This is a genomic window from Maribacter sp. X9 (assembly GCF_048537565.1).
In the GTDB taxonomy this organism is placed as follows: Bacteria; Bacteroidota; Bacteroidia; order Flavobacteriales; family Flavobacteriaceae; genus Maribacter.
Genome location: NZ_CP183215.1, coordinates 1,223,584 through 1,246,668, shown reverse-complemented (window position 1 = coordinate 1,246,668; position 23,085 = coordinate 1,223,584). Strand labels below are relative to the sequence as shown.

Annotated in this window: 22 protein-coding genes and 1 tRNA gene; 17 read left to right on the top strand and 6 right to left on the bottom strand. The window is 39.6% G+C overall.

Annotated elements, in window-relative coordinates:
• The first annotated feature begins 1 nt into the window (after position 1).
• Entirely contained in the window at positions 2-907 is a 906-nt protein-coding gene (locus tag ACNR9Q_RS05315; protein WP_419213577.1) for an EamA family transporter, read from the top strand.
• Between the two features lie 269 nt (positions 908-1,176).
• On the opposite strand, the gene ACNR9Q_RS05310 is transcribed toward ACNR9Q_RS05315, so the two are convergent.
• The 3 genes from ACNR9Q_RS05310 to ACNR9Q_RS05300 form a co-directional block, all read right to left on the bottom strand.
• Positions 1,177-1,461 (bottom strand): family 16 glycoside hydrolase, encoded by a 285-nt coding sequence (locus tag ACNR9Q_RS05310; protein ID WP_419213576.1) that lies wholly within the window; start codon positions 1,459-1,461, stop codon positions 1,177-1,179.
• A gap of 248 nt (positions 1,462-1,709) precedes the next feature.
• Complete coding sequence (locus tag ACNR9Q_RS05305; protein ID WP_419213575.1) at positions 1,710-2,627, bottom strand: 1-phosphofructokinase family hexose kinase; 918 nt, start codon at positions 2,625-2,627, stop codon at positions 1,710-1,712.
• A 664-nt stretch (positions 2,628-3,291) separates the two neighbouring features.
• Positions 3,292-3,371: transfer RNA gene (locus ACNR9Q_RS05300), tRNA-Leu, on the bottom strand.
• A gap of 166 nt (positions 3,372-3,537) precedes the next feature.
• Here ACNR9Q_RS05300 and ACNR9Q_RS05295 point away from each other — a divergent pair.
• The 3 genes from ACNR9Q_RS05295 (at position 3,538) to pth (ending at position 5,882) form a co-directional block, all read left to right on the top strand.
• On the top strand, positions 3,538-4,479 hold the full coding sequence (locus ACNR9Q_RS05295) for a ribose-phosphate pyrophosphokinase (RefSeq protein ID WP_419213574.1): 942 nt from the start codon (positions 3,538-3,540) through the stop codon (positions 4,477-4,479).
• Between the two features lie 48 nt (positions 4,480-4,527).
• On the top strand, positions 4,528-5,163 hold the full coding sequence (locus ACNR9Q_RS05290; protein ID WP_419213573.1) for a 50S ribosomal protein L25/general stress protein Ctc: 636 nt from the start codon (positions 4,528-4,530) through the stop codon (positions 5,161-5,163).
• Positions 5,164-5,252: 89 nt separating this feature from the next.
• Positions 5,253-5,882, top strand: a complete 630-nt coding sequence (gene pth / locus ACNR9Q_RS05285; RefSeq protein ID WP_419213572.1) for an aminoacyl-tRNA hydrolase — start codon at positions 5,253-5,255, stop codon at positions 5,880-5,882.
• Position 5,883: 1 nt separating this feature from the next.
• On the opposite strand, the gene ACNR9Q_RS05280 is transcribed toward pth, so the two are convergent.
• Positions 5,884-6,573: a hypothetical protein gene (locus tag ACNR9Q_RS05280; protein ID WP_419213571.1), complete on the bottom strand. Its 690-nt coding sequence runs from the start codon at positions 6,571-6,573 to the stop codon at positions 5,884-5,886.
• On the bottom strand, positions 6,570-10,337 hold the full coding sequence (locus tag ACNR9Q_RS05275; protein WP_419213570.1) for a reprolysin-like metallopeptidase: 3,768 nt from the start codon (positions 10,335-10,337) through the stop codon (positions 6,570-6,572). Before ACNR9Q_RS05275 ends, ACNR9Q_RS05280 begins: the two co-directional genes overlap by 4 nt.
• Positions 10,338-10,390: 53 nt before the next feature.
• Here ACNR9Q_RS05275 and ACNR9Q_RS05270 point away from each other — a divergent pair, with 53 nt between their 5' ends.
• Both ACNR9Q_RS05270 and ACNR9Q_RS05265 read left to right on the top strand, forming a co-directional pair.
• Positions 10,391-11,317, top strand: coding sequence for a bifunctional riboflavin kinase/FAD synthetase (locus ACNR9Q_RS05270; RefSeq protein ID WP_419213569.1), 927 nt, complete (start codon positions 10,391-10,393; stop codon positions 11,315-11,317).
• Position 11,318: 1 nt separating this feature from the next.
• The gene (locus tag ACNR9Q_RS05265) at positions 11,319-12,650 is read left to right on the top strand and encodes an HTTM domain-containing protein (RefSeq protein ID WP_419213568.1); all 1,332 of its coding nucleotides are present in this window, start codon (positions 11,319-11,321) and stop codon (positions 12,648-12,650) included.
• Here ACNR9Q_RS05265 and ACNR9Q_RS05260 read toward each other — a convergent pair.
• Positions 12,647-13,027 carry a VOC family protein gene (locus ACNR9Q_RS05260; RefSeq protein ID WP_419213567.1) on the bottom strand — a complete coding sequence of 127 codons (381 nt, stop codon included), beginning with the start codon at positions 13,025-13,027 and terminating at the stop codon, positions 12,647-12,649. The genes ACNR9Q_RS05265 and ACNR9Q_RS05260 overlap by 4 nt on opposite strands.
• A gap of 80 nt (positions 13,028-13,107) precedes the next feature.
• Here ACNR9Q_RS05260 and serS point away from each other — a divergent pair, with 80 nt between their 5' ends.
• From serS to ACNR9Q_RS05205, 11 genes are all read left to right on the top strand, one after another.
• Complete coding sequence (serS, locus tag ACNR9Q_RS05255) at positions 13,108-14,379, top strand: serine--tRNA ligase (RefSeq protein WP_419213566.1); 1,272 nt, start codon at positions 13,108-13,110, stop codon at positions 14,377-14,379.
• A gap of 26 nt (positions 14,380-14,405) precedes the next feature.
• The gene (locus tag ACNR9Q_RS05250) at positions 14,406-15,371 is read left to right on the top strand and encodes a phosphotransferase (RefSeq protein WP_419213565.1); all 966 of its coding nucleotides are present in this window, start codon (positions 14,406-14,408) and stop codon (positions 15,369-15,371) included.
• Positions 15,372-15,609: 238 nt separating this feature from the next.
• Complete coding sequence (locus ACNR9Q_RS05245) at positions 15,610-17,361, top strand: tetratricopeptide repeat protein (protein ID WP_419213564.1); 1,752 nt, start codon at positions 15,610-15,612, stop codon at positions 17,359-17,361.
• Between the two features lie 81 nt (positions 17,362-17,442).
• The gene (locus ACNR9Q_RS05240; protein ID WP_419213563.1) at positions 17,443-18,075 is read left to right on the top strand and encodes a DUF4286 family protein; all 633 of its coding nucleotides are present in this window, start codon (positions 17,443-17,445) and stop codon (positions 18,073-18,075) included.
• Positions 18,076-18,090: 15 nt separating this feature from the next.
• On the top strand, positions 18,091-18,957 hold the full coding sequence (rsmA, locus tag ACNR9Q_RS05235) for a 16S rRNA (adenine(1518)-N(6)/adenine(1519)-N(6))-dimethyltransferase RsmA (RefSeq protein ID WP_419213562.1): 867 nt from the start codon (positions 18,091-18,093) through the stop codon (positions 18,955-18,957).
• Positions 18,944-20,299 (top strand): magnesium transporter, encoded by a 1,356-nt coding sequence (mgtE, locus tag ACNR9Q_RS05230; protein ID WP_419213561.1) that lies wholly within the window; start codon positions 18,944-18,946, stop codon positions 20,297-20,299. Before rsmA ends, mgtE begins: the two co-directional genes overlap by 14 nt.
• Before the next feature lie 91 nt (positions 20,300-20,390).
• Positions 20,391-20,756: a cupin domain-containing protein gene (locus ACNR9Q_RS05225; protein ID WP_419213560.1), complete on the top strand. Its 366-nt coding sequence runs from the start codon at positions 20,391-20,393 to the stop codon at positions 20,754-20,756.
• A 12-nt stretch (positions 20,757-20,768) separates the two neighbouring features.
• The gene (locus tag ACNR9Q_RS05220; RefSeq protein ID WP_419213559.1) at positions 20,769-21,713 is read left to right on the top strand and encodes a 2-hydroxyacid dehydrogenase; all 945 of its coding nucleotides are present in this window, start codon (positions 20,769-20,771) and stop codon (positions 21,711-21,713) included.
• Positions 21,714-21,743: 30 nt separating this feature from the next.
• Positions 21,744-22,115: a VOC family protein gene (locus tag ACNR9Q_RS05215; RefSeq protein ID WP_419213558.1), complete on the top strand. Its 372-nt coding sequence runs from the start codon at positions 21,744-21,746 to the stop codon at positions 22,113-22,115.
• 60 nt (positions 22,116-22,175) lie between these two features.
• Positions 22,176-22,562 (top strand): VOC family protein, encoded by a 387-nt coding sequence (locus tag ACNR9Q_RS05210; protein WP_419213557.1) that lies wholly within the window; start codon positions 22,176-22,178, stop codon positions 22,560-22,562.
• Between the two features lie 51 nt (positions 22,563-22,613).
• On the top strand, positions 22,614-23,018 hold the full coding sequence (locus ACNR9Q_RS05205) for a TM2 domain-containing protein (protein ID WP_419213556.1): 405 nt from the start codon (positions 22,614-22,616) through the stop codon (positions 23,016-23,018).
• The last annotated feature ends 67 nt before the right edge of the window (positions 23,019-23,085 follow it).

Here is a 23,085-nt window from a genome sequence, read left to right as displayed (position 1 = left end):
TATGAAATCCAAACTATGGTTGATTTTTGCAATAATAACAACAGTTTTTTGGGGCATTTGGGGCGCTTTTACTGGACTACCGAGTGAAAATGGTTTTCCGGAGACCTTGGTGTATTGTGTGTGGGCGTTAACGATGATTCCGCCTGCAATAATCGCCTTGAAACTGATAGGCTGGAAATTGAACATGGATAAAAAATCCATAACTTATGGATGTCTTATAGGTCTATTGGGCGCAGGCGGTCAAATGGTGCTATTCCATGCCGTTTCCGAAGGACCTTCTTATCTAATCTTTCCCATAATCTCCCTATCGCCGATGGTAACCATCGTACTTTCTTATACATTTCTTAAGGAACGTACCGGTATTCTAGGTACAATAGGCATCATATTAGCCTTATTGGCCCTCCCCCTATTTGATTATTCAGACGGCAATGAAACAACGGACTATGGTTATCTCTGGTTTATACTTGCCGTAATCGTTTTACTTGCCTGGGGGCTTCAAGCCTACTTTATGAAATTTGCCAACGAATCCATGAACGCTGAGAGTATTTTCTTCTATATGACCCTCACCGGATTGGCCTTGATTCCCATCGCACTTATCATGACCGATTTTTCACAGGAAATCAATTATGGAGTTGAGGGCCCATGGCTGGCCGCTGCCATACAGATCTTAAATTCCATTGGAGCCCTTTGTCTGGTCTATGCCTTCCGCTATGGTAAAGCCATGGTGGTCTCTCCGATGACGAATGCCGGGGCACCCCTTATAACCTCGGTAATATCGATGATCGTATTGGGATTTATACCTGGTACTTTTAAAATAATCGGAATCGTTTTAGCAGTATTGGCCGCTTTTTTTCTGGCTTTTGATTCAGGTGATTCAGAAACACCCCAAAAGAATACTTCCAAATAAGCTTACATAGGTATCGCTCTTCCCTAATCGGGCAGTACATCAATCGATGTTAGGCTTTCTTTTCTGAACTCAACTTCAGCACCTTCTGCCTGCAAGGCAATTTGCCCCATACTGGTTTGTAGCATTATATTCATAATTAACCAAATCACCATTTACCCCTACCTTTATCTCATCTCCTACATTGGTCACGATGATAGTATTCCATTCCCCAAGCGGTTTTTCCGAACTATCTGTGGTGCATTTGCACCTCTATAGATTTAGGAAACATTTTATACAACGCTCTCGGTTTGGAAGCATGAACCAAAAACACCATAGTTCCCGCGCCTATCGTGTAATCGATATTCTATCGAAAGTTTGTAATCTAGGTAGCTTTTATCAGTGATGAGATGGCCTTTTGGCTCCTCCAGACTGACCAACATCCCCTTCCGAACAACAAATGGGTTCGTGTTATCGGGAATGGTATCCATTCTCGGCGCATCGATATGCCAATCACTTAAATTCTTGATATTAAAAAGGTTGATTTCCTTTTCTTCTTTTTGGCAAGAAGTTATCAATGTAATACTGAATAAGAACCTAGTATAAATTTCATAATATCTTCTTTTATTTAATTAACGATTCTATTTCAGATTTCAAACCTTACTTATTTACATTTTGGATTTTGTATAGCTTCCTTGAAAAAGAAATGAATCACTATAAACGGGTCTAACCCCAATATTGGGTCATTTTATTAAAAACTTTAATTATAAAAACTTCCTCTACTGCGATTATTAAATCAGACCGTGCCCTTGAAAACCGTAAACTATCAATTCTTATTTATTTCAACTAGTGTCAACAAACGGCGCACATCTTTGATTCGCAACATTCCTAAGTCCTCATTCATGCAATTGGCCGCTCCGCATCCGACTCCATAAGCGGCAATTTGATTTATCGACATATTATTAAATGTAGCAAAGGCTATTCCGGCCGTGAGGCAATCACCACTGCCAACAGTACTTTTAACATCGTCAACTTTTACATTGGCATGAACGTATTGATCATGTAAATAAAGAAATAGACCTTCTTTCCCTTTGGTAACTGCAAGCATTGGAACATTGCTTTTTAAGTACTTTCTAATCTCCAAGTGGTTCTCAACGCCAAAGTTACTTACCGCTTCATGCTCATTAATATGTAAGCCGTAAAATTTAACTTTTAAGGCGTTCTCCAATTGCACACCTGAGCAATCTAAAATGGCCTTTTTATTTTCTTTATTGCAAATTTTAAGTAACTGAGCATATGCATCGTCTGGGGCTCCAGAGGGCCATGAGCCAGAGAGACAAACTAAAGTACAATGATTTAGGGCTTTCCGAAACTGTACTTGAAATAAATCCCAGTCTATAGTGGACATTTTGGGACCAGGTTCTAACAATTCCGTATGGTTCAAATTATTATCCAATTCAGATCGAAAGGTGTAGCATTTTCGGGTGTTACCATTAAGTTGTGGCCCTCCTATTTCTATTCCTCTAAGAGGATATGCCTCCTTAATCCAATGCCCATTTGGCCCAGCCCAATTCCCCAACAAAGAAACTGGAACCTTTAACTCTTTTAAAGCCATTGCTACATGAATGCCTTTTCCACCAGGAAATTCCTTAAGCTCCATGATTCGATTTACCCGACCTATCTTAAAAGAATCCAGCCATGCATATGTATCTATTGAGGGATTAGGGCATACCGTAAGAACCATTTTTAAACAATGAATTATGTTAAAGAAATATTTTGAACTAAATATACAAATAATATAAAAGTTTCTATATTATTTATATATTTCATAACCTTTCTTTTTATTATTTTATAGTTTTATTATCCTCTATGACTTATCCCAGCAAAAGATAATGGACGTGATAACCCGAAGTTCTTTGGAATGATGAATTTGAATTTTAAAGGCAGTCTAAAAAATTCAATAGAAAGAGCCTAACCCTTAAAGTCTGTGCTTCAAACACTTGCTTTAAAGTTTTTCGATAGTTTCCAAATCCTGACTCTGATTACCAACAATGTGGGCGGATGGCTAAGGATTGGCTTTTTAAGTCGCGACAATTTTAACATAAATAGCTTTATATGCAAAAGAAATACGCCTTAAATTTTCGGCTTTCTTATTTAGAGGAATTATGAATAAAATTCACTTTGCCTACTTCTATTTATTTGGAGTATACTTTGGGCTAAAGTCATTATTGATTTTAATAGTTTTTTTCTAAAATATTATCCTTTGCAGAAATAAAATAATGGAAAAACTAATAACACCAATTGCCAATCTAATTGATTAATGGAGATTTTTTTCGGCAATTTTTCGGCAAAAAATTAAATAAAAAACCGCCACAATCTTATTACCAGATTATTGCGGTTTCTATCAGTACTCGAGGCGGGAATCGAACCCGCACTCCGAAGAACTGGATTTTGAATCCAGCGCGTCTACCAGTTCCGCCACTCGAGCATTTCAAATAGGACTGCGAAATTAAAAAATTATTTTCTTTCTATCACTAAAAATATGAACATTTATGCATTAGCAACCAAATTTAATTTTTAAATTTGCACCTCCTTAAAAAACAGGCATTTCAATTGAATTGCTACAACTGTTCGGGAAACAATAAACTAAGGATATGCCATATCAAGTTCCTCAGCCAAAAATATTCGCCTGTACACAAAGTACGGCCTTAGGTGAAAAGATTGCCAAGGCGTATGGTGCTGAATTAGGTAAAATTTCTTTTTCGCGATATAGCGATGGTGAATTTCAACCTTCTTTTGAGGAATCTATTCGTGGAACACGTATTTTCATTATAGGTTCGACCCACCCGGGCCCAGAAAATTTAATGGAAATGTTATTGATGATCGACGCCGCCAAAAGAGCGTCGGCACGGCACATAACCGCTGTGATGCCTTATTTTGGCTGGGCAAGACAAGATAGAAAAGACAAGCCAAGAGTGCCGATTGCAGCTAAGCTTGTTGCTAAAATGCTTGAAACTGCCGGCGCAACCCGTATTATCACAATGGATCTGCATGCAGATCAAATACAGGGCTTTTTTGAAAAACCAGTGGATCATCTTTTTGCATCGACCTTATTTTTACCTTATTTAAGAAATCTTGGCTTGGACAACCTTACGATTGCATCTCCCGACATGGGTGGGTCAAAAAGGGCCTATGCCTATTCCAAGGCTTTGGATTGTGATGTTGTGGTCTGCTACAAACAACGGGCCAAGGCGAACATCATTTCACATATGGAACTGATCGGTGACGTACAGGGCAAAAATGTTGTTCTGGTAGATGACATGGTAGATACCGCTGGAACTTTGACCAAAGCAGCTGATTTAATGATGGAACGAGGTGCCGAAAGTGTAAGGGCAATTACCACACACGGACTTTTGTCCGGTAACGCTTACGAAAAAATTGAAAAATCAAAACTAACCGAACTGATTATTACCGATTCCATTCCGATAGAAATAAAAAGTGACAAAGTACGGGTGTTAAGTTGCGCCAATCTATTTGCGGACGTAATGGACAAGGTTCATAATAACAATTCTATTTCTTCTAAATTTTTAATGTAACCCTAGAAGAAATCCATACATCAAGAATATTAATTTTTAATACATATAATGAAGTCAATTACAATTAAAGGATCAGAAAGAGAAAGCGTGGGCAAAAAGGCAACGAAGGCCCTACGTAATGCTGGATTGGTTCCTTGCGTAGTATACGGAGGGGATAAACCACTACACTTTTCAGCAGAAGAATTAGCGTTCAGAGATTTGGTTTACACTCCAAATGCACATACGGTTGCAATTGAATTGGATGGTGGCAAATCGGTAAGAGCGGTTATGCAGGATATACAGTTCCATCCTGTAACGGACAATATCATGCATATTGATTTTTATCAATTGTTCGATGATAAAATGGTTACGATGGAAATTCCTGTTCGTTTGGAAGGTAATTCACCAGGAGTTCGTAATGGTGGACGTTTATTGTTCAGAAAACGTAAGCTTTCCATTAAAGCTTTACCGGACAAGTTACCAGATTTCTTCAATGTAGATCTATCAAAATTGAAAATAGGACAACACATTTCAGTTGCCTCTTTGAAAAGTGATGATTTCACCATTTTACATCCAGATACGACCGTTGTAGTACAGGTTAAAACTGCACGTACCGCAGTTGTTGTTGATGATGAGGATGAAGAAGGAGAAGAGGGAGTTGCCGAAGGTGCCGAAGATGCATCTGAAGAAACTGCTCAAGAATAGAAAATATTTTTTTATAGCGTACAACATAAAGCATTTCGATACCTGTATCGGGATGCTTTTGTATTTTTATGCGTTAATGCAACCTAGATATGCTCCGTTATTTAAAATTACGTTTCAACCATAAGAGCAGTCCCACCGAAGAGAAAGATCCCATGAAAAAATATTTAATTGTTGGCTTAGGTAATATCGGCGATGAGTATGCAGAAACCCGTCATAATATTGGGTTTAAGATACTGGATGAGCTGGCCAAAATTCAGGAGTTTAGCTTTGAAACCGTCAAACTCGGTGATATAGGCACCTTCAAGATTAAGGGCAGAACGGTTATTTGCCTTAAACCATCAACGTACATGAATCGTAGCGGAAAGGCCTTAAAATATTGGATGGATAAGGAAAATATTCCACAAGGAAACATTTTGGTGATTACCGATGACATCAACCTACCCTTTGGGACCATTCGCATCAAGACTAAAGGAAGTGATGGCGGCCACAATGGTTTAAAAGATATACAGCAATTTTTACAGACCATACTTTACAATCGTTTTCGATTTGGTGTTGGGGCCGATTTCGGCAAGGGAAGACAGGTTGAATATGTCTTAGGGGAATGGAATGATGAAGAAAAAGAAACCATGAAAGAACGCCTGCAACGGTCGGCAGAAGTCGTTAGTTCATTTGTGCTTGCAGGAATTGCACGAACAATGAACCAGTACAACAATACTTAATCTATAGTACTTTAAAGTTATAGATTCCTGAATCGGAACTGTTCCCTTCAGCGTCAATGACCACAACCTTCCAATAATACACCGTGTCTGGCGTAACGGTGACCTTCATACTTGAGCTGCTCGATGAAAGTGTCTGAATAAGATCTGTAGGTGGGGTTTCTACCGAAAAATAAACCTCATAATCCCTAATATCATTATCCAAATCAGATGCCGACCATGAAAGGGTTATCTCGTTATTAATATCCTTGAATACACTTTCTGACGAACCCGGACTTATGATACTAGGTGGAAACGGAGCGAACGTCGTTCTAGATCCAGCATTATAAAAACTCCAAACCTCACTGGATACCGAACGTTCTACTTGATTGTTCTTTGAGCGTACCAACCATGAAAATTGCTCTCCCTTTGCCAACGGCAATTTTGCGGACGTACTTGAAGAAACAATGGTCTGCACCGTACCCGTTTGGGTATTCGTAACCCTTAGTTCATAACTTTCGGTATGATCGGCAGGGGACCACTGAAATTCTACCTGACTCGTCTCCCGCCCTAAACTTACCCCGGTCGTACATTCAGAATTCTGTTCTGGAAACAATAATAGCACCGCTTCGGGCGGTATTGGTTCGCTTTTCTTTTTACAGCCCATAAATAGCATCAACAGGCAACTACTAATAAATAAAGCACGTATTATCATTCCTTAATTACTTTTGTGGTTCCTTTTAAAGTCGATCCTTCATATTTCAAATAATAGATTCCAGTAGCATACGTACTAAAATCTAACGTAATGGTTCCTGCTTGAGGCGTTAGGGTTATACTTGAAAGCCATCTGCCTTCTGCACTGAAGATATGTACGTCAAAATCTCCTTCGGCAGCCCCTAGATAGATTTGAGCCATATTCTTTACCGGGTTGGGGAAAACGACAGGTTTATCATTAAGCGCAAACTGCTCTTCATAGATTCCCTGACACGGTATATCGGTATAAACTTTCAAGCTATTAAATCCTTTTTTTAATTCCAATATCACGAGCTCTTCTTGCGTTTTCATAGAAGTACCGTTCAACTCTATGGTATATAACGAAGATCCGTTCAACGAAAGCGTCAATTGGGTTCCATCTAGTGCCAATTCTGAGGAAACGGTAAGCAGCTCTGGTTCCGTAATCTTAACTTCCACACAATACTCTTCGTAGATAACGAGTCCGTCAGTACCAACAATACATAACGAATACGCTCCTGCACTTAAATTGGCCAGATTAAACGAATTGGAAAAAGCTTGTGTAAGGTCTATACCATTCCCAGAAACCGTCACCTGATAATCCAAGGCTACCTTAGGGGTTATCATTATTTGACCGTCATTGTTATCAGGACAACTTTCACTTTCTAGATGAATGCTAAAATTTTCTCTCGGAAACCTATAAATCGGACAACCCGAACCATTTACTTCCTGACCTTCGGGCGTACCGAGACAGAGATCATCTACATCATCAAAAACACCATCTTTATCAGCATCTGGCCTAAAGTCACCCTCAACGCATACTTCCAACGAAAAGGCTTTAAGTCGACCTCCATCGGAAGCGACGTTGTCCCTAATTTCCAAGACCCATTCTCCCAGAATCGATTCTCCGTTGAAAGAGCTTAAAGTACCCAAAGGCTTAACGATACCACTAATGGCCGGCTCGACACCGCACTCGAATGAGGTGCCTTCATCGTCAAACGTAGCCTTGATATTCCGCGAATCGCCGCATGAACTTGAGACCAAAGCCACGGTAGTGCCTGCTGGTGAAATTAAGTTGATAACCAAATCTGCCAAGAAAGTATGTTCCAAATCTAAGGTTACATTAATATCTGCTACCGGAAGGTCTTCAAAAAATGCAATTTTTGAACTCACTATAGGAGTAGCAATGCTGGAGATGGAAAGTGGCAACCCGGTGGCACTCTTCGTCGTGCAATTGAATTGTATGGTCGAGAACGTATATGGGGAGCTAAAGGCACCTTCGCCACAATCGTTTTTTGGTCTGACCCTCCAATAATATTGGGTATTGTTATCCAATAAGGAGGGTGAATATGAATTGGTGTTCACCGTTGCAGATTCTATGATAGCAGCAAATCCTAAATCTGTAGCAATTTCAATATCGTAAGCGGTATTTCCCACATCTGCTTCCCATTTCAATACGACATCCTTCGACGCATCTTCAAAACCATCTGAAGGAGCTAATAATTGCACTGCATTGAAATTGGCGTCAAAGACCCTTAATTGAAGTATAATTTCCTTAGAAAACGTAGCAGAGCTCGCTCTAATCTGGATGGGATAGGTACCTTCGGTCAAATTTGAAACACCTGTAAGATCCACAGTGACCGGAGTATTAGTATCGGTAGCAGTAGGTGGTGTAAATACGGCCGTCAATCCAGTTGGCAAAGAAACTGCACTAAAAGTGCTTTCCTCGTTAAATCCTAAATATGTCTCATACACAAAAGGGATACTGATATCATCTGGCTTGCAAACATCGAATGAAACTTTTTGAAAATTCAAGACGATTTCTGACGGTGTAATAGAAAAATTCGAGGCGTTCACCGCAAAGAAAATATTGTTGGATGCCTTTACCATGATCCGGCCCGAACTTGTGGTTATTCCCGGCATTATGATACTATGTTCACCATCATTAATAATGTCTTCTGCAAGAACGGTAGTGTACGTAAATCCGCCATCTGTTGACAATAAAATTGAAACCGTTTCAGCTGAAATTGGAGCCAGATTCGTCTTGGCGACATCCCACGTTATTTTTTGTACTGATCCTGCCACATAAGATTGTGAAGTTTCTTGGGAAGTCACCACGAACGGACCGGCTTCATTAACCACGGTCACCTGCAACTCGTCTGAATCTGATTGCCCCCCGTTCAAAGCATTATCCCTAACAGTTAATGAAAAATTTAAATTTCGACCGACATTGGAAACAGTCTCCCATGCATCGCCCTCAGTAGGCAAGGTCTGTGTAAGCTGCCCCTTAAGAACACGATTCAAATTCGGAAAATAACGCTGTGGTGAAGAACTAGGCGGTAAAGATCTAAAATTGGCACCTGAGGGATTGTTGGGACCAAAAGTTGCTTGTGTTACCACTCCGTTATCGATTTGTTCCCAAGTATAACTCAGCACATCGGTAGCATCAGGATCGGTAGCCGCCCCGGTCAACAGAAAAGCGGTTCCCTTGGGTATTGCATAATCTGACAAAGGTGTTAATGTAGGTGCGGTATTGGCGAACGGTTGCGCCTGTCCGCATGAAACGGTTTCCAAATAATCCCTAATCTGTACAATACTCACGTAATGGAAATAGTCATTACTATTTGCGGCAACATTATTATTGTTCTGTGTAATGCCTGCATAGCCCATAATCGTCGTTCCGCTAGCCGGCTCAACTTGAACCGTAGTACCTTCCGATATATGTGAAAATGAATGATTGGCCCCGAATTGGTGTCCCATTTCATGCGCTACCAGATCTATATCGAACATATCTCCCACTGGAGATGACAAGGTGGTATAGGCACTGCCTTTGCGGCCATCCTTACAAACCGCCCCTATAAAGCCAGAATTTCCATCCAAGGCTCCATCCTGCTGATTGAACAAATGTCCAATATCATAATTGGATTCGCCTATAACCTTGGTCAAGGTACTTTGTACTTGGGTACTTAAACTTCCGGTATACGGATCTGTATCTGGATCTGTATAAATTACGTCATCGGTATTGGCTATCAGTTGTAAGCTAATGGCCAAATCACGTTCAAAAACTCCATTGACCCTTGTTAATGTGGCATTAATGGCGGCAAGCGCATCCGCCTTTGTCCCTCCATGGAATTTGGTGTACTCTCCCGACGCGGAAATAGCTACACGAAACGTTCTCAACGTTTGGTCATTTACCAATTTTGCGGTAAGGTTCTGAGAATATTCCATTACTTTGGGAATTGTACTACATATAAAATTGAGGTCGCGCTCCGTTTGTTCCGTTCTACGGTATAGAACATAGGCATCGTCACCCGACTTCTGCATAAAAAGAGCTCCCTTTTCCCCTGTCGTATTGATCATACTTTGAACACCATTATGTGAGACACTAAACCTAATTTGCTTTGTGGCATCATTTAAGGCTGTTCCTTTAAAGGATTTTATGGAAGGATATTTTTCGGCAAGTTCTTTTGAAAAAAGATAGGTTTCTTCCACTTGAAAAGGAATTTGATTTCCGTATTCATCGGGGAAGTAAATAATCTTTGAGCTTGCTTTTGAAGCCAGTACCTGTTTAAACTGAACTTCGTTCAACGTGAAAGCCTTCGCTTTTTCAACCTGAAGGCGTTGTTTAGAAAATTGCCTTCCATTTCCTTTTAATTCCGTATTTTTCCAATAGGTACTTTGTGCCGCCCCGTAAAAGGAAAGAAATAGTATGGTAATTGAAAAAACTAGGCGTAATTTTGCAACCATTAAGGGGCTTTTATCTCAGAATCAAATATAAGTCTTTTTATTTTCTATCATAGGTGATCACAGTTCGCAGCATTTCCAAATACAACGAAGTATATCCTACCGTCATTACCATTGGCACATTTGACGGAGTGCATATCGGCCACCGGAAAATACTGGATAAAATCATAAATCATGCCAAGAACACGGCACTAAAATCTGCAGTGCTGACTTTTTTCCCGCATCCTAGAATGGTTTTACAAAAAGATGCCGATATAAAATTATTGAATACCGTAGATGAAAAGATAGCGATTTTAGAGCGGTTAGGTCTAGACATCTTGATTATTCATCCTTTTACCATGGAATTCTCACGACTTACGGCCACAGAATTCGTTCGGGATATTTTGGTCAATACATTAAACATCAAAAAAGTAATCATTGGCTACGACCATAGATTCGGCCGTAATAGAAATGCCAACATCACTGATCTCATAGCTTTTGGGAACGCCTTGGATTTTTCGGTCGATGAAATTCCCGCACAGGAAATAGACGCTGTATCGGTTAGTTCCACAAAAATCAGAAAAGCCTTGGAAGCTGGTGATATCGAAACAGCCAATAGCTACCTCGGTTATGAATACATGCTTACAGGCACTATTGTTAGAGGTAAAGGCAACGGTAAAAAATTAGGTTTTCCAACGGCGAATCTTTCCATTGCCGAAAGTTATAAGCTCATTCCTAAAAATGGGGCTTACACCGTTAAAAGCACCTTAAATGGAGAAACGGTTTATGGCATGATGAACATTGGGTTCAACCCTACCCTGAATGGAACCGAAAAATCCGTTGAAGTCAATTTCTTCGACTTTGATGCCGACCTTTACGGAAAAAAGATACAAGTCGATATTTTAGCACGTTTACGCGAGGAACATAAATTTGAATCTGTTGACGCACTGAAAGGACAATTGGCCAAGGACAAGAAAAAATCACTGGAATTCATACAAAAATAGCATGTTGACAAGGTTATTGTTTCAACGGATGGATAATAGCCCTTTGATTATCTTCCGCATCTTTTTTGGCATCCTCGTTGCACTAGAGTGCTTTGGTGCCATTGTTACCGGTTGGGTGCGGCGCAACCTTATCGAACCCAACTATCATTTTCCATTTATAGATTTTGAATGGTTACGACCCTTACCGGGATATGGCATGTACATCTATTATGTGATTATGGGGCTGTTGGGGATCTGTATTGCAATCGGTTTGAGGTACAGGACCAGCATTATCTTATTTACCCTATTGTGGAGCGGGACCTATTTGATGCAAAAAACTGCCTATAACAACCACTACTACCTTCTTATTCTTATTTCCTTTATAATGTGCTTTTTTCCTGCCAACGGTAGCCATTCTTTAGATGTTAAATCCAATTCAAATCTTAGGAGCGACACTATGTATGGTTACGTTAAGTGGGTGATTGTACTTCAATTATTCATTGTGTATACCTACGCCGCAATAGCAAAAATGTATGGTGATTGGTTAGATTTTAGCATGATCGACGTGCTTATGAAACCCAAAAAAGATTATGCGATAGTGGGCAGCCTCTTACAGGAGCATTGGGTACATCAAATCATCGGCACTGCCGGGATTTTATTCGACCTGCTCATAGTTCCTGCCCTGTTGTGGAAGCCTACTAGAAAAATTGCTTTTTTCCTCTCTATTTTCTTTCACCTGTTCAACTCGGTCATTTTTCAAATTGGAATTTTCCCTTATCTTTCATTGGCGTTCAGCGTCTTCTTTTTTGAGCCCGAAACCATTAGAAACCTATTCTTTAAAAAGAAAACACCTTATACAGATAACGAATTCAAGGAACCTTCCTATAAAAATGTATTACTAACCTTTGGTGCCATTTATTTTGGATTGCAACTACTGCTACCCTTACGACATTATATCATTGCCGACGATGTACTATGGACAGAAGAAGGTCATCGCATGAGCTGGCGAATGATGTTACGTAGTCGCAGTGGAAAAGGGGTTTTTACCGTGGTGGATAAAAATACCAAAGAAAAATTTCCTATAGATCCAGATGATTATTTGATCAAAAGCCAAAAACGAAAAGTGTATGCCCATCCTGATTTTGCTTGGCAATTTGCCCAGTACTTAAAACTGGAATTCGAAAAAGAGGGTAAGGAAGTATCGGTCTATTTGAAAGAATCAAGAATTAGCATCAACGGAAAATCATACGTACCATTTATCAATGATAAAACCGACCTTGCATCAGAAAAATGGAATCGCTGGAAACATCACGACTGGATACTGCCTTCTAAATTAGAAGAAGTTAAAGATTAGAATTTCATTGCGCGTTGACATAATTGAAGGGGCATTCCCCAAGGGTCGCGCAACATGACCAAATGACTGCCATCGTCCTTAAAAACGTCCTCTACAAAACTTGCATCGGCATTTAATAAACGTCGCTTATCCGCCTCGGCATTTTCAGATACAAAAGCCACATGAAAGGTTAACGGATGCCGCTCCTTAAAATCCTGCGCCAGTTCATCCTCTCTTTTATAGAATTCAATAATAACCCGGCCAGAACTATCGGCCAAAAAAGTCATATATGGAGATTCTGCTTGCTGATTCTTTATCGTTAATCCTAAATGGGTGCAGTACCAATTGACAACGCCTTCAATATCCAAAACATTTAACGCAAAGTGTTCAAAAACCATTTTAATCGATGTTTAGAACCTAAAAGTATCTAATTTAAATCTAAGATTAATGTAAATTTGCCTTCAAAATTAGAACTGTCATGCTACAATTACAAACCATTAGGGACCATAAGGACGAACTTGTTCAAGCCTTGGGAAAACGGAACATCGATGCCAACGGACTTTTAGAAGAAGTTCTTCTCTTGGATGAAAAAAGACGTTCAACCCAAACCCAATTGGATAGCTTATTGGCAGAATCAAACAAACTTTCCAAAGAAATCGGTATGCTTTATAAGACCGGTAAGGTTCAAGAAGCTAATTTGTTAAAGGAAAAAACGGTAATCCTCAAAGAAGAATCCAAACAGTTGGGAGACGATTTGAACACCACTGCAGAAGAGCTTCAAACATTGTTATATCAAATACCGAACGCGCCCCATGCTACTGTACCTGCAGGTACCTCAGAAGAGGATAACGAAGAAGTTTTTAAGGAAGGTGAAATACCGACTTTGGCCGAAGGCGCTTTGCCTCATTGGGAACTGGCCAAAAAATATGACATCATCGACTTTGAACTTGGGGTAAAAATTGCAGGAGCAGGATTCCCTGTCTACAAAGGAAAAGGAGCCCGTTTACAACGTGCTTTGATTTCCTATTTTTTGGATAAAAATACGGCTGCCGGGTATACCGAGATCCAAGTGCCCCACTTGGTTAACGAACTATCCGGTTATGGAACCGGACAATTACCGGACAAAGAAGGTCAAATGTACCATGTAACCGCAGATGACCTGTATTTGATACCGACCGCAGAAGTGCCCGTGACCAATATTTTTAGGGATGTCATTGTCAACGAAAGTGATTTTCCCATTACCTATACCGGTTACACCCCTTGTTTTAGACGTGAAGCCGGAAGCTATGGTGCCCATGTACGGGGATTAAACCGACTTCATCAATTTGATAAAGTTGAAATTGTACGGGTAGAACATCCTTCTAGATCCTACGAAGCTTTGGATGGCATGGTAGAGCACGTGAAAACGATTTTAAGGGAATTGAAACTGCCATATCGTATATTGAGATTATGTGGCGGCGATTTAGGATTCACCGCTGCCCTAACCTTTGATTTTGAGGTATTCTCAACCGCACAGGACCGTTGGCTAGAAATTAGTTCCGTATCCAACTTTGAAACCTATCAAGCCAACCGCTTGAAATTACGTTTTAAGGACGAGAACGGTAAAAACCAGTTGGCCCACACTTTAAACGGTAGCTCTTTGGCATTACCCCGTGTTTTGGCCGGTATTTTAGAGAATTACCAAACTCCAGACGGCATCAAAATCCCTGAAGTGTTAATCCCTTATTGCGGGTTCGATACCATTGATTAAAAATTGAGGTTAATCAATTTAGCGATATGGCGTTTTTTCCCGTAAGCACTTCTACCCTTTCAGCAAAAGAATTGGGAGAATTCATAATGAGCCAATATCAATTGCCTAAAAAATTCAATTGTGAGCTTTTTAGAACCGGAATGAATCATACATATTTTCTAACAAACGGTGAAGAAAAATATGTTTTAAGGGTGTACAGTTACAACTGGAGATCAATAGCTGAAATTGACGAAGAGATTAACCTTTTAAATACTTTGAAGGTCCATAAATTAGGAGTTTCCTTTCCAATTAAAGATAAAAACGGAACTTTCATTCAAGAGATAAACGCCCCCGAAGGAACTCGATATGCCGTTCTTTTTTCATTTGCGAAGGGTGAAAAGGTCCGGTTTATGGATAATGAAACTTGTTTCTCCATTGGTGCATTCATGGCGCAAATGCATACCATCACACTAGACAAAACGATGAAACGTATTTCATATGACAAAGAAACCCTTTGGGAAATACCGTATCAACGGTTAACAAAATACTTTTCAGAGAGTTTACCAGAGATGGAATTCATCAAAGAAATTGGAAACTCCATTCAAAACACCGATTTCAAAAACAGTGCGAAAGGTATTGTACACATGGATATTTGGTATGATAATATGGCCATTACGAATGATCGAGAAATTACACTATTCGACTTTGATTTTTGTGGGAACGGTTGGCACGTTTTAGATATCGGTTATTTCTGCAACCAACTGTTTCATATTGAAACGGACAAGAAAGAATACGAATTGAAGACCCAAGGTTTTTTAGCGGGCTATCAAAGTATCAGGCCGTTATCTGGCGAACAATTGAGGTTGATTCCTAAAGCGGGATTGTCGGTTTTTTTATTTTATCTTGGTGTACAGGCACAACGGTTCGATTGGTCAAACATCTTTTTATCCGAAAACTACCTGAAAATGTATGTAGGGAAACTTAAGTCTTGGATCGAGTATTACCATATTTAGTGGTGAGTACGTAGAGTAATTCATCCTAACAACCCCTCAGTCCTTTTTCCTAATGTATTTTAAAAAAGGACTTTCTCTAAATACTAACGAACTAATCATAGTTGCATTGCCAATAGTTGGGATAACATCAGCTAGTTATCGCCCCCTATAGTTCTTCCCATTTCCTTAACATCAACTTATTGCATTCTACGTATCTTTGGGTATGCGTTTTGTCCTCTTTATTGTTTCATATATCTCATTGGCAACTTTTGCCTGGGGCCAAGATGATTTCTTGGCCAAACAATATTTTGCGGATGGTGATTTTGAAAAGGCCGTAGTGTTCTACGAAAAGTTAGTGGAACAAAATCCTAGAAGAACGGAATATGCACAGGATTTGGTCGCCTGTTACCAACAACTGCAACGTTATGAAGATGCAGGTGATTTTTTACGGGAAAGATTGAATGACCCAAACCCCTACCCCACGCTATTGATAGAACTGGGCTATAATCACCAGCTACAGGAACAGGAAGAACTAGCGCAAAGTTATTATGACAAAGCCTTGGATATCATTGATAAAAATCCGAATTACGGCTATGCCCTTGGGCTTCAATTTCAAAAATATAGTTTGTTGGACTTGGCCGTTAAAGCCTTTGAAAAAGCGATGCAATTAAATCCCGCTTTAGATTTCAACTACCAATTGGCACGTATTTATGGGGAACAGGGAAATGTTGAGGCAATGTACAACGCCTATCTTAATCTTATCGGTGACGGAAAGACATCTAAATCGAATATTCTAAGAAGTATCGATGATTTTGTATCCGAAAATCCAGAGGACGCGAACAACCTTATCCTAAAAAGGGCATTATTGGAGCGGGCCCAGAAAAACCCCGATATCGTATGGAACGAAATGCTAAGCTGGCTGTTCGTACAGCAAAAACAGTATGGTAGTTCATTTAGGCAAGAAAAAGCAATTTTTAAACGCATGGAAGGCAGCTCAACATTACGTTTGGAGAATTTAGGTAGCCTTGCCCTTGAAGATGATGATATTGAAGTGGCCCGTGATATTTTCGATTATGTCATCAACAATACCAACGACGAAATTACGAAACTGAAAGCGGAATTGAACTTAATCGATATCGACCTATTAACCGCCACGGATAATCAGTTAGATCCCATTCAAAAAAAATTTGAACAACTTATAGACATTCATGGTTACAAGACACAAACCTTACAGTTACAAGTGGCTTATGCCAATTTTTTAACCTTTAAAAAGAACGAGCCACAGCCTGCAGAAAAACTTATAAAAACAAGTTTAGAACTTCCCTTGAACGATAGGGGAACGGCTTATTTAAAATTGGCATTGGGCGATATTTTGGTTTACGACAAAAAGTTCAATGAAGCGCTCATCTATTTTTCGCAGATACAACAAAAATTAAAAAATGACGTCTTGGGCCAAGACGCACGTTACAAAGTAGCACAGACCAGTTTTTATAAAGGTGATTTTGATTGGGCCTTGACCCAACTGAAGGTTTTACGAAGCTCGACTTCGCAATTGATCGCCAACGACGCCATGCAACTTAGTTTGTTGATATCGGACAATTCATTGGAAGATTCGACCCAGACCGCCTTGAAGAAATATGCACGGGCAGATTTTTTGGCATATCAAAACAAAACCGATGATGCCATAACCGCCTTAAACGACATCCTAGAAAATCACAAAGGCGAAAAAATAGAAGATGAAGCATTATTGAAACAGGCACAACTCTTTGAGTCACAAAAAAAATATGAGGAGGCTAAGTTTAACTATCAAAAAATCATCACTTTTTATCCCAATGGTATTTTAGCGGATGATGCCTACTTTGCCTTGGCAGAACTCTATCGGAAAATTTTGGACGAACCTGAAAAGGCCAAGGAACTTTATGAAAAAATAATCTATAATTATCAGGATAGTTATTATTTCCCTCAAGCCAGAAAGAATTTCAGGATTCTAAGAGGAGATGCAATTAATTAATAACGCAAGGGGCAAACGCTAAATGGTTTATCCTTTTGATATTCATAAACCCATCATTGACTTTAAATTTGAACTCTATTTATGTACATATATAACGTAACCACTAATGTTGAAGAAACCGCCCATCATGCATGGGTGAAATGGATGAAGGAAATACATATTCCAGAAGTATTGTCCACCGGCAAGTTTTTAAGCGCAAAGTTCACAAAAGTATTGGTCGAAGAAGATATGGGCGGCGTCACCTATTCCGTACAATATTCAGTGCCCGACAAAGCGACTTTAGAGCGCTATTATGAAGAGGATGCACCTCGATTAATAGAAAGTGTTCAACGAAATTTTGCCGGTAAATTGGTTTCCTTTAAAACAGAATTGGAAGTTGTAGACGAATATTTCGTGCAACTGGCAACCGCTACACATTATCTTTTTACCTACGGTACCTTACAAGAAAAAGAAGTGCAATTAGGTGTTTTTTCAAGGCCTTTAGTAGGTTTTAAGGACGAACTTAGCCATTATCGTATTTCGGATATAAAAGTGGCGGACCTCTACCCTACACTACAACATACAGGGAAGGAAGGCGACAAAATTAGTGGACAAGTTTATACACTCTCGCACCAAGAACTTCAAAAAGCAGATGCATATGAAGGTGATGCCTATGAACGGATACAGATTCAACTAGGTTCTGGCAAAAAAGCCTGGGTATATATTGCAAAATAAGTATAGGGAAAGACTATGGGAACGAAGCGGAAAAAAAACAAGGGAGACAACTATTCCCACAAAAAGCATCAAGAAAAGGGACCCGTAAAAGCGAAAAAACATCTGGGCCAACATTTTTTGAAAGATGAAGGTATTGCCAAACAAATCGCGGAAACCTTACTACAAGAAGCGTATAATAACGTAATAGAGATTGGTCCGGGCACGGGAGTATTGACCAAATATTTACTAGCACGCGATATCAACCTAGTAGCCATGGATTTAGATGCAGACTCCATCATCTACCTCAACCACACCTTTCCTTTGGAACATCCTCAGGTCATGGAGGGCAAGGGTTCGTTCAGGGTAATAGAAGCAGACTTTCTCAACTACGACCTTAAAAAACTTTTCGGAGAGGAACAATTTGGGATTACAGGGAACTTCCCCTATAATATTTCGACCCAGATTGTTTTTAAAATGCTAGAGCTTCGTGATCAAATACCTGAATTTTCAGGAATGTTCCAAAAAGAGGTGGCCCAACGTATTTGCGCCCAAGAAGGCAGCAAAACCTACGGCATTCTTTCGGTATTGACACAGGCGTTCTATAAAGCCGAATATCTTTTTACAGTACAGCCCGAAGTGTTTGACCCGCCCCCGAAAGTACAATCGGGCGTATTAAGGCTTACCCGCAAGAACGACTTTCATCTTTCTTGTGACGAGCAACTTTTTTATCGGGTGGTAAAGACCGCATTTAACCAGCGTAGAAAGACCTTGCGCAATAGTTTAAAAATCTTTGAACTATCCGATATTCTCAAAGAAGATGCTATATTTGACCAGCGACCGGAACAGCTTGCGGTGACCGATTTTATTGCATTGACGAAGAAGATAGCAGATGACACCCTTTAAACTTACAGAAGAACTTGTTACCGAGATAGAACTGCTCATTGCCAACCAAAATGATGCAGAACTCAATTTATTATTTGAGGAGGTGCATTATGCGGATATCGCAGAGATCATCAATGAGTTAAACGATGACGAGGCGACCTATCTAATCAAATTACTGGATAGCGACAAAACGTCCGATATTCTTACTGAGCTTAACGAGGACGTTCGCGAGGCTATTCTAGGCAACCTCTCCGCTAAGGAAATTGCCAGTGAGCTAGACGAACTAGATACCGATGATGCCGCCGACATTATAGGTGAACTCCCAAAGGAACAAGTACAGCAAGTCATATCTGAAATCGAGGATAGGGAACATGCGAAGGATATTGTTGACCTTTTACGTTATGCAGAAAACTCAGCTGGGGGTCTCATGGCCAAAGAGCTTGTAAAGGTAAACGAGAACTGGAACGTACTTACCTGTGTTAAGGAAATGCGGGCGCAGGCAGAAAATGTAACTCGCGTGCATTCCATTTATGTGGTAGACGATGAAGACAAACTGAAAGGTAGATTATCTTTAAAGGATTTATTGACCACTTCTACCAAAACCCATATTAAGGATGTTTTTATATCAAAGGTTGATTATGTAAATGTCAACGAAGACCCTGAGGAAGTGGCGAGAATTATGAGTAAGTATGATTTGGAAGCTATTCCTGTAGTAGATGAAATAGGAAGATTAGTTGGCCGTATCACTATTGACGATATTGTAGACGTAATCAGGGAAGAGGCCGAACGCGATTATCAAATGGCTGCCGGTATATCAAGAGGTGTTGAAGCAGATGACAGTATTTGGGAACTCACAAAAGCTCGTTTGCCCTGGTTGATCATAGGCATGTTCGGAGGTATAGGAGCAGCCAGCATTATCAGCAGTTTTCAGGTTGTAATGAACAATTTTCCCATTCTTCTCATTTTCGTCCCATTGATACAGGCCACTGCCGGTAATGTTGGTGTTCAATCTTCCGCCATAATGGTTCAAGGTCTGGCCAACAACACGGTAAAAGGGGAAATATTGAACCGCTTATTAAAGGAATTTACGTTAGGTCTGATTAACGGTCTTGCTATTGCAGCAATCGTATTGGTGATCAGTCATTTTTTCTTTCACACCAGTTATCTTATTTCGCTCACACTTTGCGTAGCCCTTATTTCAGTTATCATCATAGCGGCTTTAATCGGTACCTTCATCCCCGTTTTCTTGGATAAACGTGGAGTGGATCCAGCAGTAGCCACAGGACCTTTTATTACCACCGGAAACGATATTTTTGGTATTTTGATCTACTTTTCCATTGCCAAGTTGATTTTAGGCATTTAGCGGTATTCTACCCATTTTTACATTAGCTGTACTTAAGAAGTTATATATGTATAGCGGTTTAAATTATTAAGGCATTAAAATTAAAGAAATCATGAAACCCATCAACCTAAAAGAAAAACATTCACTTTTCAATAAGCAGTGGCATCCTCATCGAATAGCGGTAGTAGATGATATGCAGGTGTTACTTGCAAAAATCAAGGATGAATTCGTTTGGCACGCCCACGATCAAGAAGATGAGCTCTTTCAAGTTTTAAAAGGAACTTTGTATATGAAGTTCAGGGATCGAACGGAGATTGTAAAGGAAGGTGAAATCATAGTGGTACCAAAAGGCGTAGAACACTGCCCATCTACCCAAAACGGAGAAGAGGTACATGTACTTCTCTTTGAAAGACTAAGTACTTCCCACACGGGTAATGTACTAGATAAAATGACACAAACACACTACCCAAAAATTTAAAACCCCCAGAAAATGAAAGTATTACACGTAGACATAAATCATCCGCTTATAATTGAACAATTTGCTGCAATCGGATTTCAGAATGATGAGGACTACACCTCCACCAAAGAACAGATCGAAGCTAAAATCGAAGCTTACGACGGACTCATTATCCGCAGTAGATTTACCATCGATGCTCAATTTCTTGAAAAAGCAAAAAACCTGAAGTTCATAGGCCGTTTGGGTGCAGGACTCGAAAACATAGATACTCGGTATGCAAAATCATTGGGTATTTTTCTCGCTGCCGCCCCAGAAGGAAATCGTAACGCTGTGGGAGAGCATGCCCTTGGAATGCTCCTGTCGCTTTTCAATAAACTTAATAAGGCGGATCAAGAGGTAAGAAACGGCAAATGGGACCGTGAAGGTAATCGTGGACTTGAATTAGAAGGCAAAGTTGTAGGTATCATTGGCTATGGCAATATGGGCAAGGCTTTCGCAAAAAAACTAAAAGGTTTTGACGTAGAGGAAGTTATATGTTATGACATTCAAGGCGGTGTGGAAGATGAAAATGCAAGACAGGTAGGCATTATGGAGTTTCAACAGCGCGTGAATGTAATCAGCTTACATGTACCCCAAACCGATTTGACCATCGGTATGGTAGACACCGAGTTTTTGAATAAGTTCAATAATCCTATTTGGATCATTAATACCGCAAGGGGAAAATGCATTAAAACGGCCAATTTGGTCGAAGCGATGAAATCGGGAAAGGTATTGGGCGCAGGTTTAGATGTTTTGGAATATGAAAAAGCCTCATTTGAGAATATGTTTACAGATGATAATTTACCAGATGCATTTCAATACTTAATAAATTCGGACAAGGTGATACTTTCTCCACATGTGGCCGGATGGACGGTTGAGAGCAAAATTAAATTGGCTCAGACCATAGTGGATAAAATTAAAAAGAAATTCGTAGTTTAATACTCCTAATCGACCAATAAACAGCGATTTATGTACTTCGAAGCATTTTCAATCAGCTTAAATTCCAAAAATATTAGTGCATCCAAGGAGTTTTATGAAGCTATAGGCTTTTCTGTTTTTCATGGTGAAATCGACCAGAAATGGTTGATTATGAAAAATAAAACGGCAACAATCGGTCTATTTCAAGGTATGTTCGAAAAAAACATACTCATCTTTAACCCGGGTTGGGATTCAGAAGCCAATATCGTAACAGAATTTTTAGACCTCAGGCGAATTCAGAAAAAATTTCAGGACAAAGAAATCAACATAACACGTACGGTGAAAAAGGACACTTCAGGTCCTGGGAATATGACCCTACTCGACCCGGACGGAAATCCAATTCTTATAGATCAGCATGCATAAAACGTATATGCCCTTAAAAAAATCAGTGTTTAGCTTGAAGAAATAAATCCAAAAATTTATATGAAAAACAGAGTTACAGGATTAGGCGGTATCTTTTTTAAGACCAAAGACCCAGACATAACAAAAGACTGGTACAATAAACACTTAGGTCTGAATACGGACGAATATGGTTGTTCTTTTCTATGGAAAGATAAAGATGGTAATGACGGTGCAACCCAATGGAGCCCGATGCCCACCGATACATCTTATTTTAATCCAAGTAGATCGAACTTTATGATGAACTTTAGGGTCGAAAATTTAAAACAACTGTTGGCTACACTTAAAGAAGAAGGAGTCACTATAGTGGGGGAAATAGAAGAATATGACTATGGCAAATTCGGTTGGATTTTAGACTTGGACGGAAACAAAATAGAGCTATGGGAGCCTATTAATGATGCACTTTTATGATTTAAAATTATTATTTACTTTTAATCTATTCTAATAACTAACAATTTAACCATGTCAGACAATAACAAAAATTTTGAAGATAATGCAGATGAGCCCTTTGATAAGAAAGCAAAAGGTTCTGCAAATGAATTCAGTGAAAGTGCAAAAAAAACAGCCGACGAATTCACGGCAGGGGCTAAAGAAGCATTTAGTGGTTCTGGAGGCGAAAATAAAAAAATACTAGCCGGGATTTTGGCCATTATTTTGGGAGCATTTGGTATTCATAAATTCATTCTAGGATACCAAAAAGAAGGTATCATAATGTTAGTGATAACCTTGGTTATAGGATTTTTCACTTGTGGCATTGGAGTTTCGGCCATGGGATTAGTTGGTCTCATTGAGGGAATCATCTATCTGACAAAAACCGATGCAGAGTTTTACAACACCTATCAAGTAGGTAAAAAACCTTGGTTCTAAACACTATAAGTCGGGTAAACTACAATCCGACTTTTTTTAATCGGTTTATTATCGTAATATTGCAATA

Coding starts and splice junctions, on each gene's coding strand:
- ACNR9Q_RS05290 (WP_419213573.1), top strand. CDS start 4,528: ATGAAGTCAATTACAATTAAAGGATCAGAAAGAGAAAGCGTGGGCAAA.
- ACNR9Q_RS05250 (WP_419213565.1), top strand. CDS start 14,406: ATGGCGTTTTTTCCCGTAAGCACTTCTACCCTTTCAGCAAAAGAATTG.
- mgtE (WP_419213561.1), top strand. CDS start 18,944: ATGACACCCTTTAAACTTACAGAAGAACTTGTTACCGAGATAGAACTG.
- ACNR9Q_RS05210 (WP_419213557.1), top strand. CDS start 22,176: ATGAAAAACAGAGTTACAGGATTAGGCGGTATCTTTTTTAAGACCAAA.
- ACNR9Q_RS05215 (WP_419213558.1), top strand. CDS start 21,744: ATGTACTTCGAAGCATTTTCAATCAGCTTAAATTCCAAAAATATTAGT.
- ACNR9Q_RS05295 (WP_419213574.1), top strand. CDS start 3,538: ATGCCATATCAAGTTCCTCAGCCAAAAATATTCGCCTGTACACAAAGT.
- ACNR9Q_RS05305 (WP_419213575.1), bottom strand. CDS start 2,627: ATGGTTCTTACGGTATGCCCTAATCCCTCAATAGATACATATGCATGG.
- ACNR9Q_RS05220 (WP_419213559.1), top strand. CDS start 20,769: ATGAAAGTATTACACGTAGACATAAATCATCCGCTTATAATTGAACAA.
- ACNR9Q_RS05275 (WP_419213570.1), bottom strand. CDS start 10,337: ATGGTTGCAAAATTACGCCTAGTTTTTTCAATTACCATACTATTTCTT.
- pth (WP_419213572.1), top strand. CDS start 5,253: ATGCTCCGTTATTTAAAATTACGTTTCAACCATAAGAGCAGTCCCACC.
- rsmA (WP_419213562.1), top strand. CDS start 18,091: ATGGGAACGAAGCGGAAAAAAAACAAGGGAGACAACTATTCCCACAAA.
- ACNR9Q_RS05205 (WP_419213556.1), top strand. CDS start 22,614: ATGTCAGACAATAACAAAAATTTTGAAGATAATGCAGATGAGCCCTTT.
- ACNR9Q_RS05240 (WP_419213563.1), top strand. CDS start 17,443: ATGTACATATATAACGTAACCACTAATGTTGAAGAAACCGCCCATCAT.
- ACNR9Q_RS05315 (WP_419213577.1), top strand. CDS start 2: ATGAAATCCAAACTATGGTTGATTTTTGCAATAATAACAACAGTTTTT.
- serS (WP_419213566.1), top strand. CDS start 13,108: ATGCTACAATTACAAACCATTAGGGACCATAAGGACGAACTTGTTCAA.
- ACNR9Q_RS05260 (WP_419213567.1), bottom strand. CDS start 13,027: ATGGTTTTTGAACACTTTGCGTTAAATGTTTTGGATATTGAAGGCGTT.
- ACNR9Q_RS05225 (WP_419213560.1), top strand. CDS start 20,391: ATGAAACCCATCAACCTAAAAGAAAAACATTCACTTTTCAATAAGCAG.
- ACNR9Q_RS05280 (WP_419213571.1), bottom strand. CDS start 6,573: ATGATAATACGTGCTTTATTTATTAGTAGTTGCCTGTTGATGCTATTT.
- ACNR9Q_RS05265 (WP_419213568.1), top strand. CDS start 11,319: ATGTTGACAAGGTTATTGTTTCAACGGATGGATAATAGCCCTTTGATT.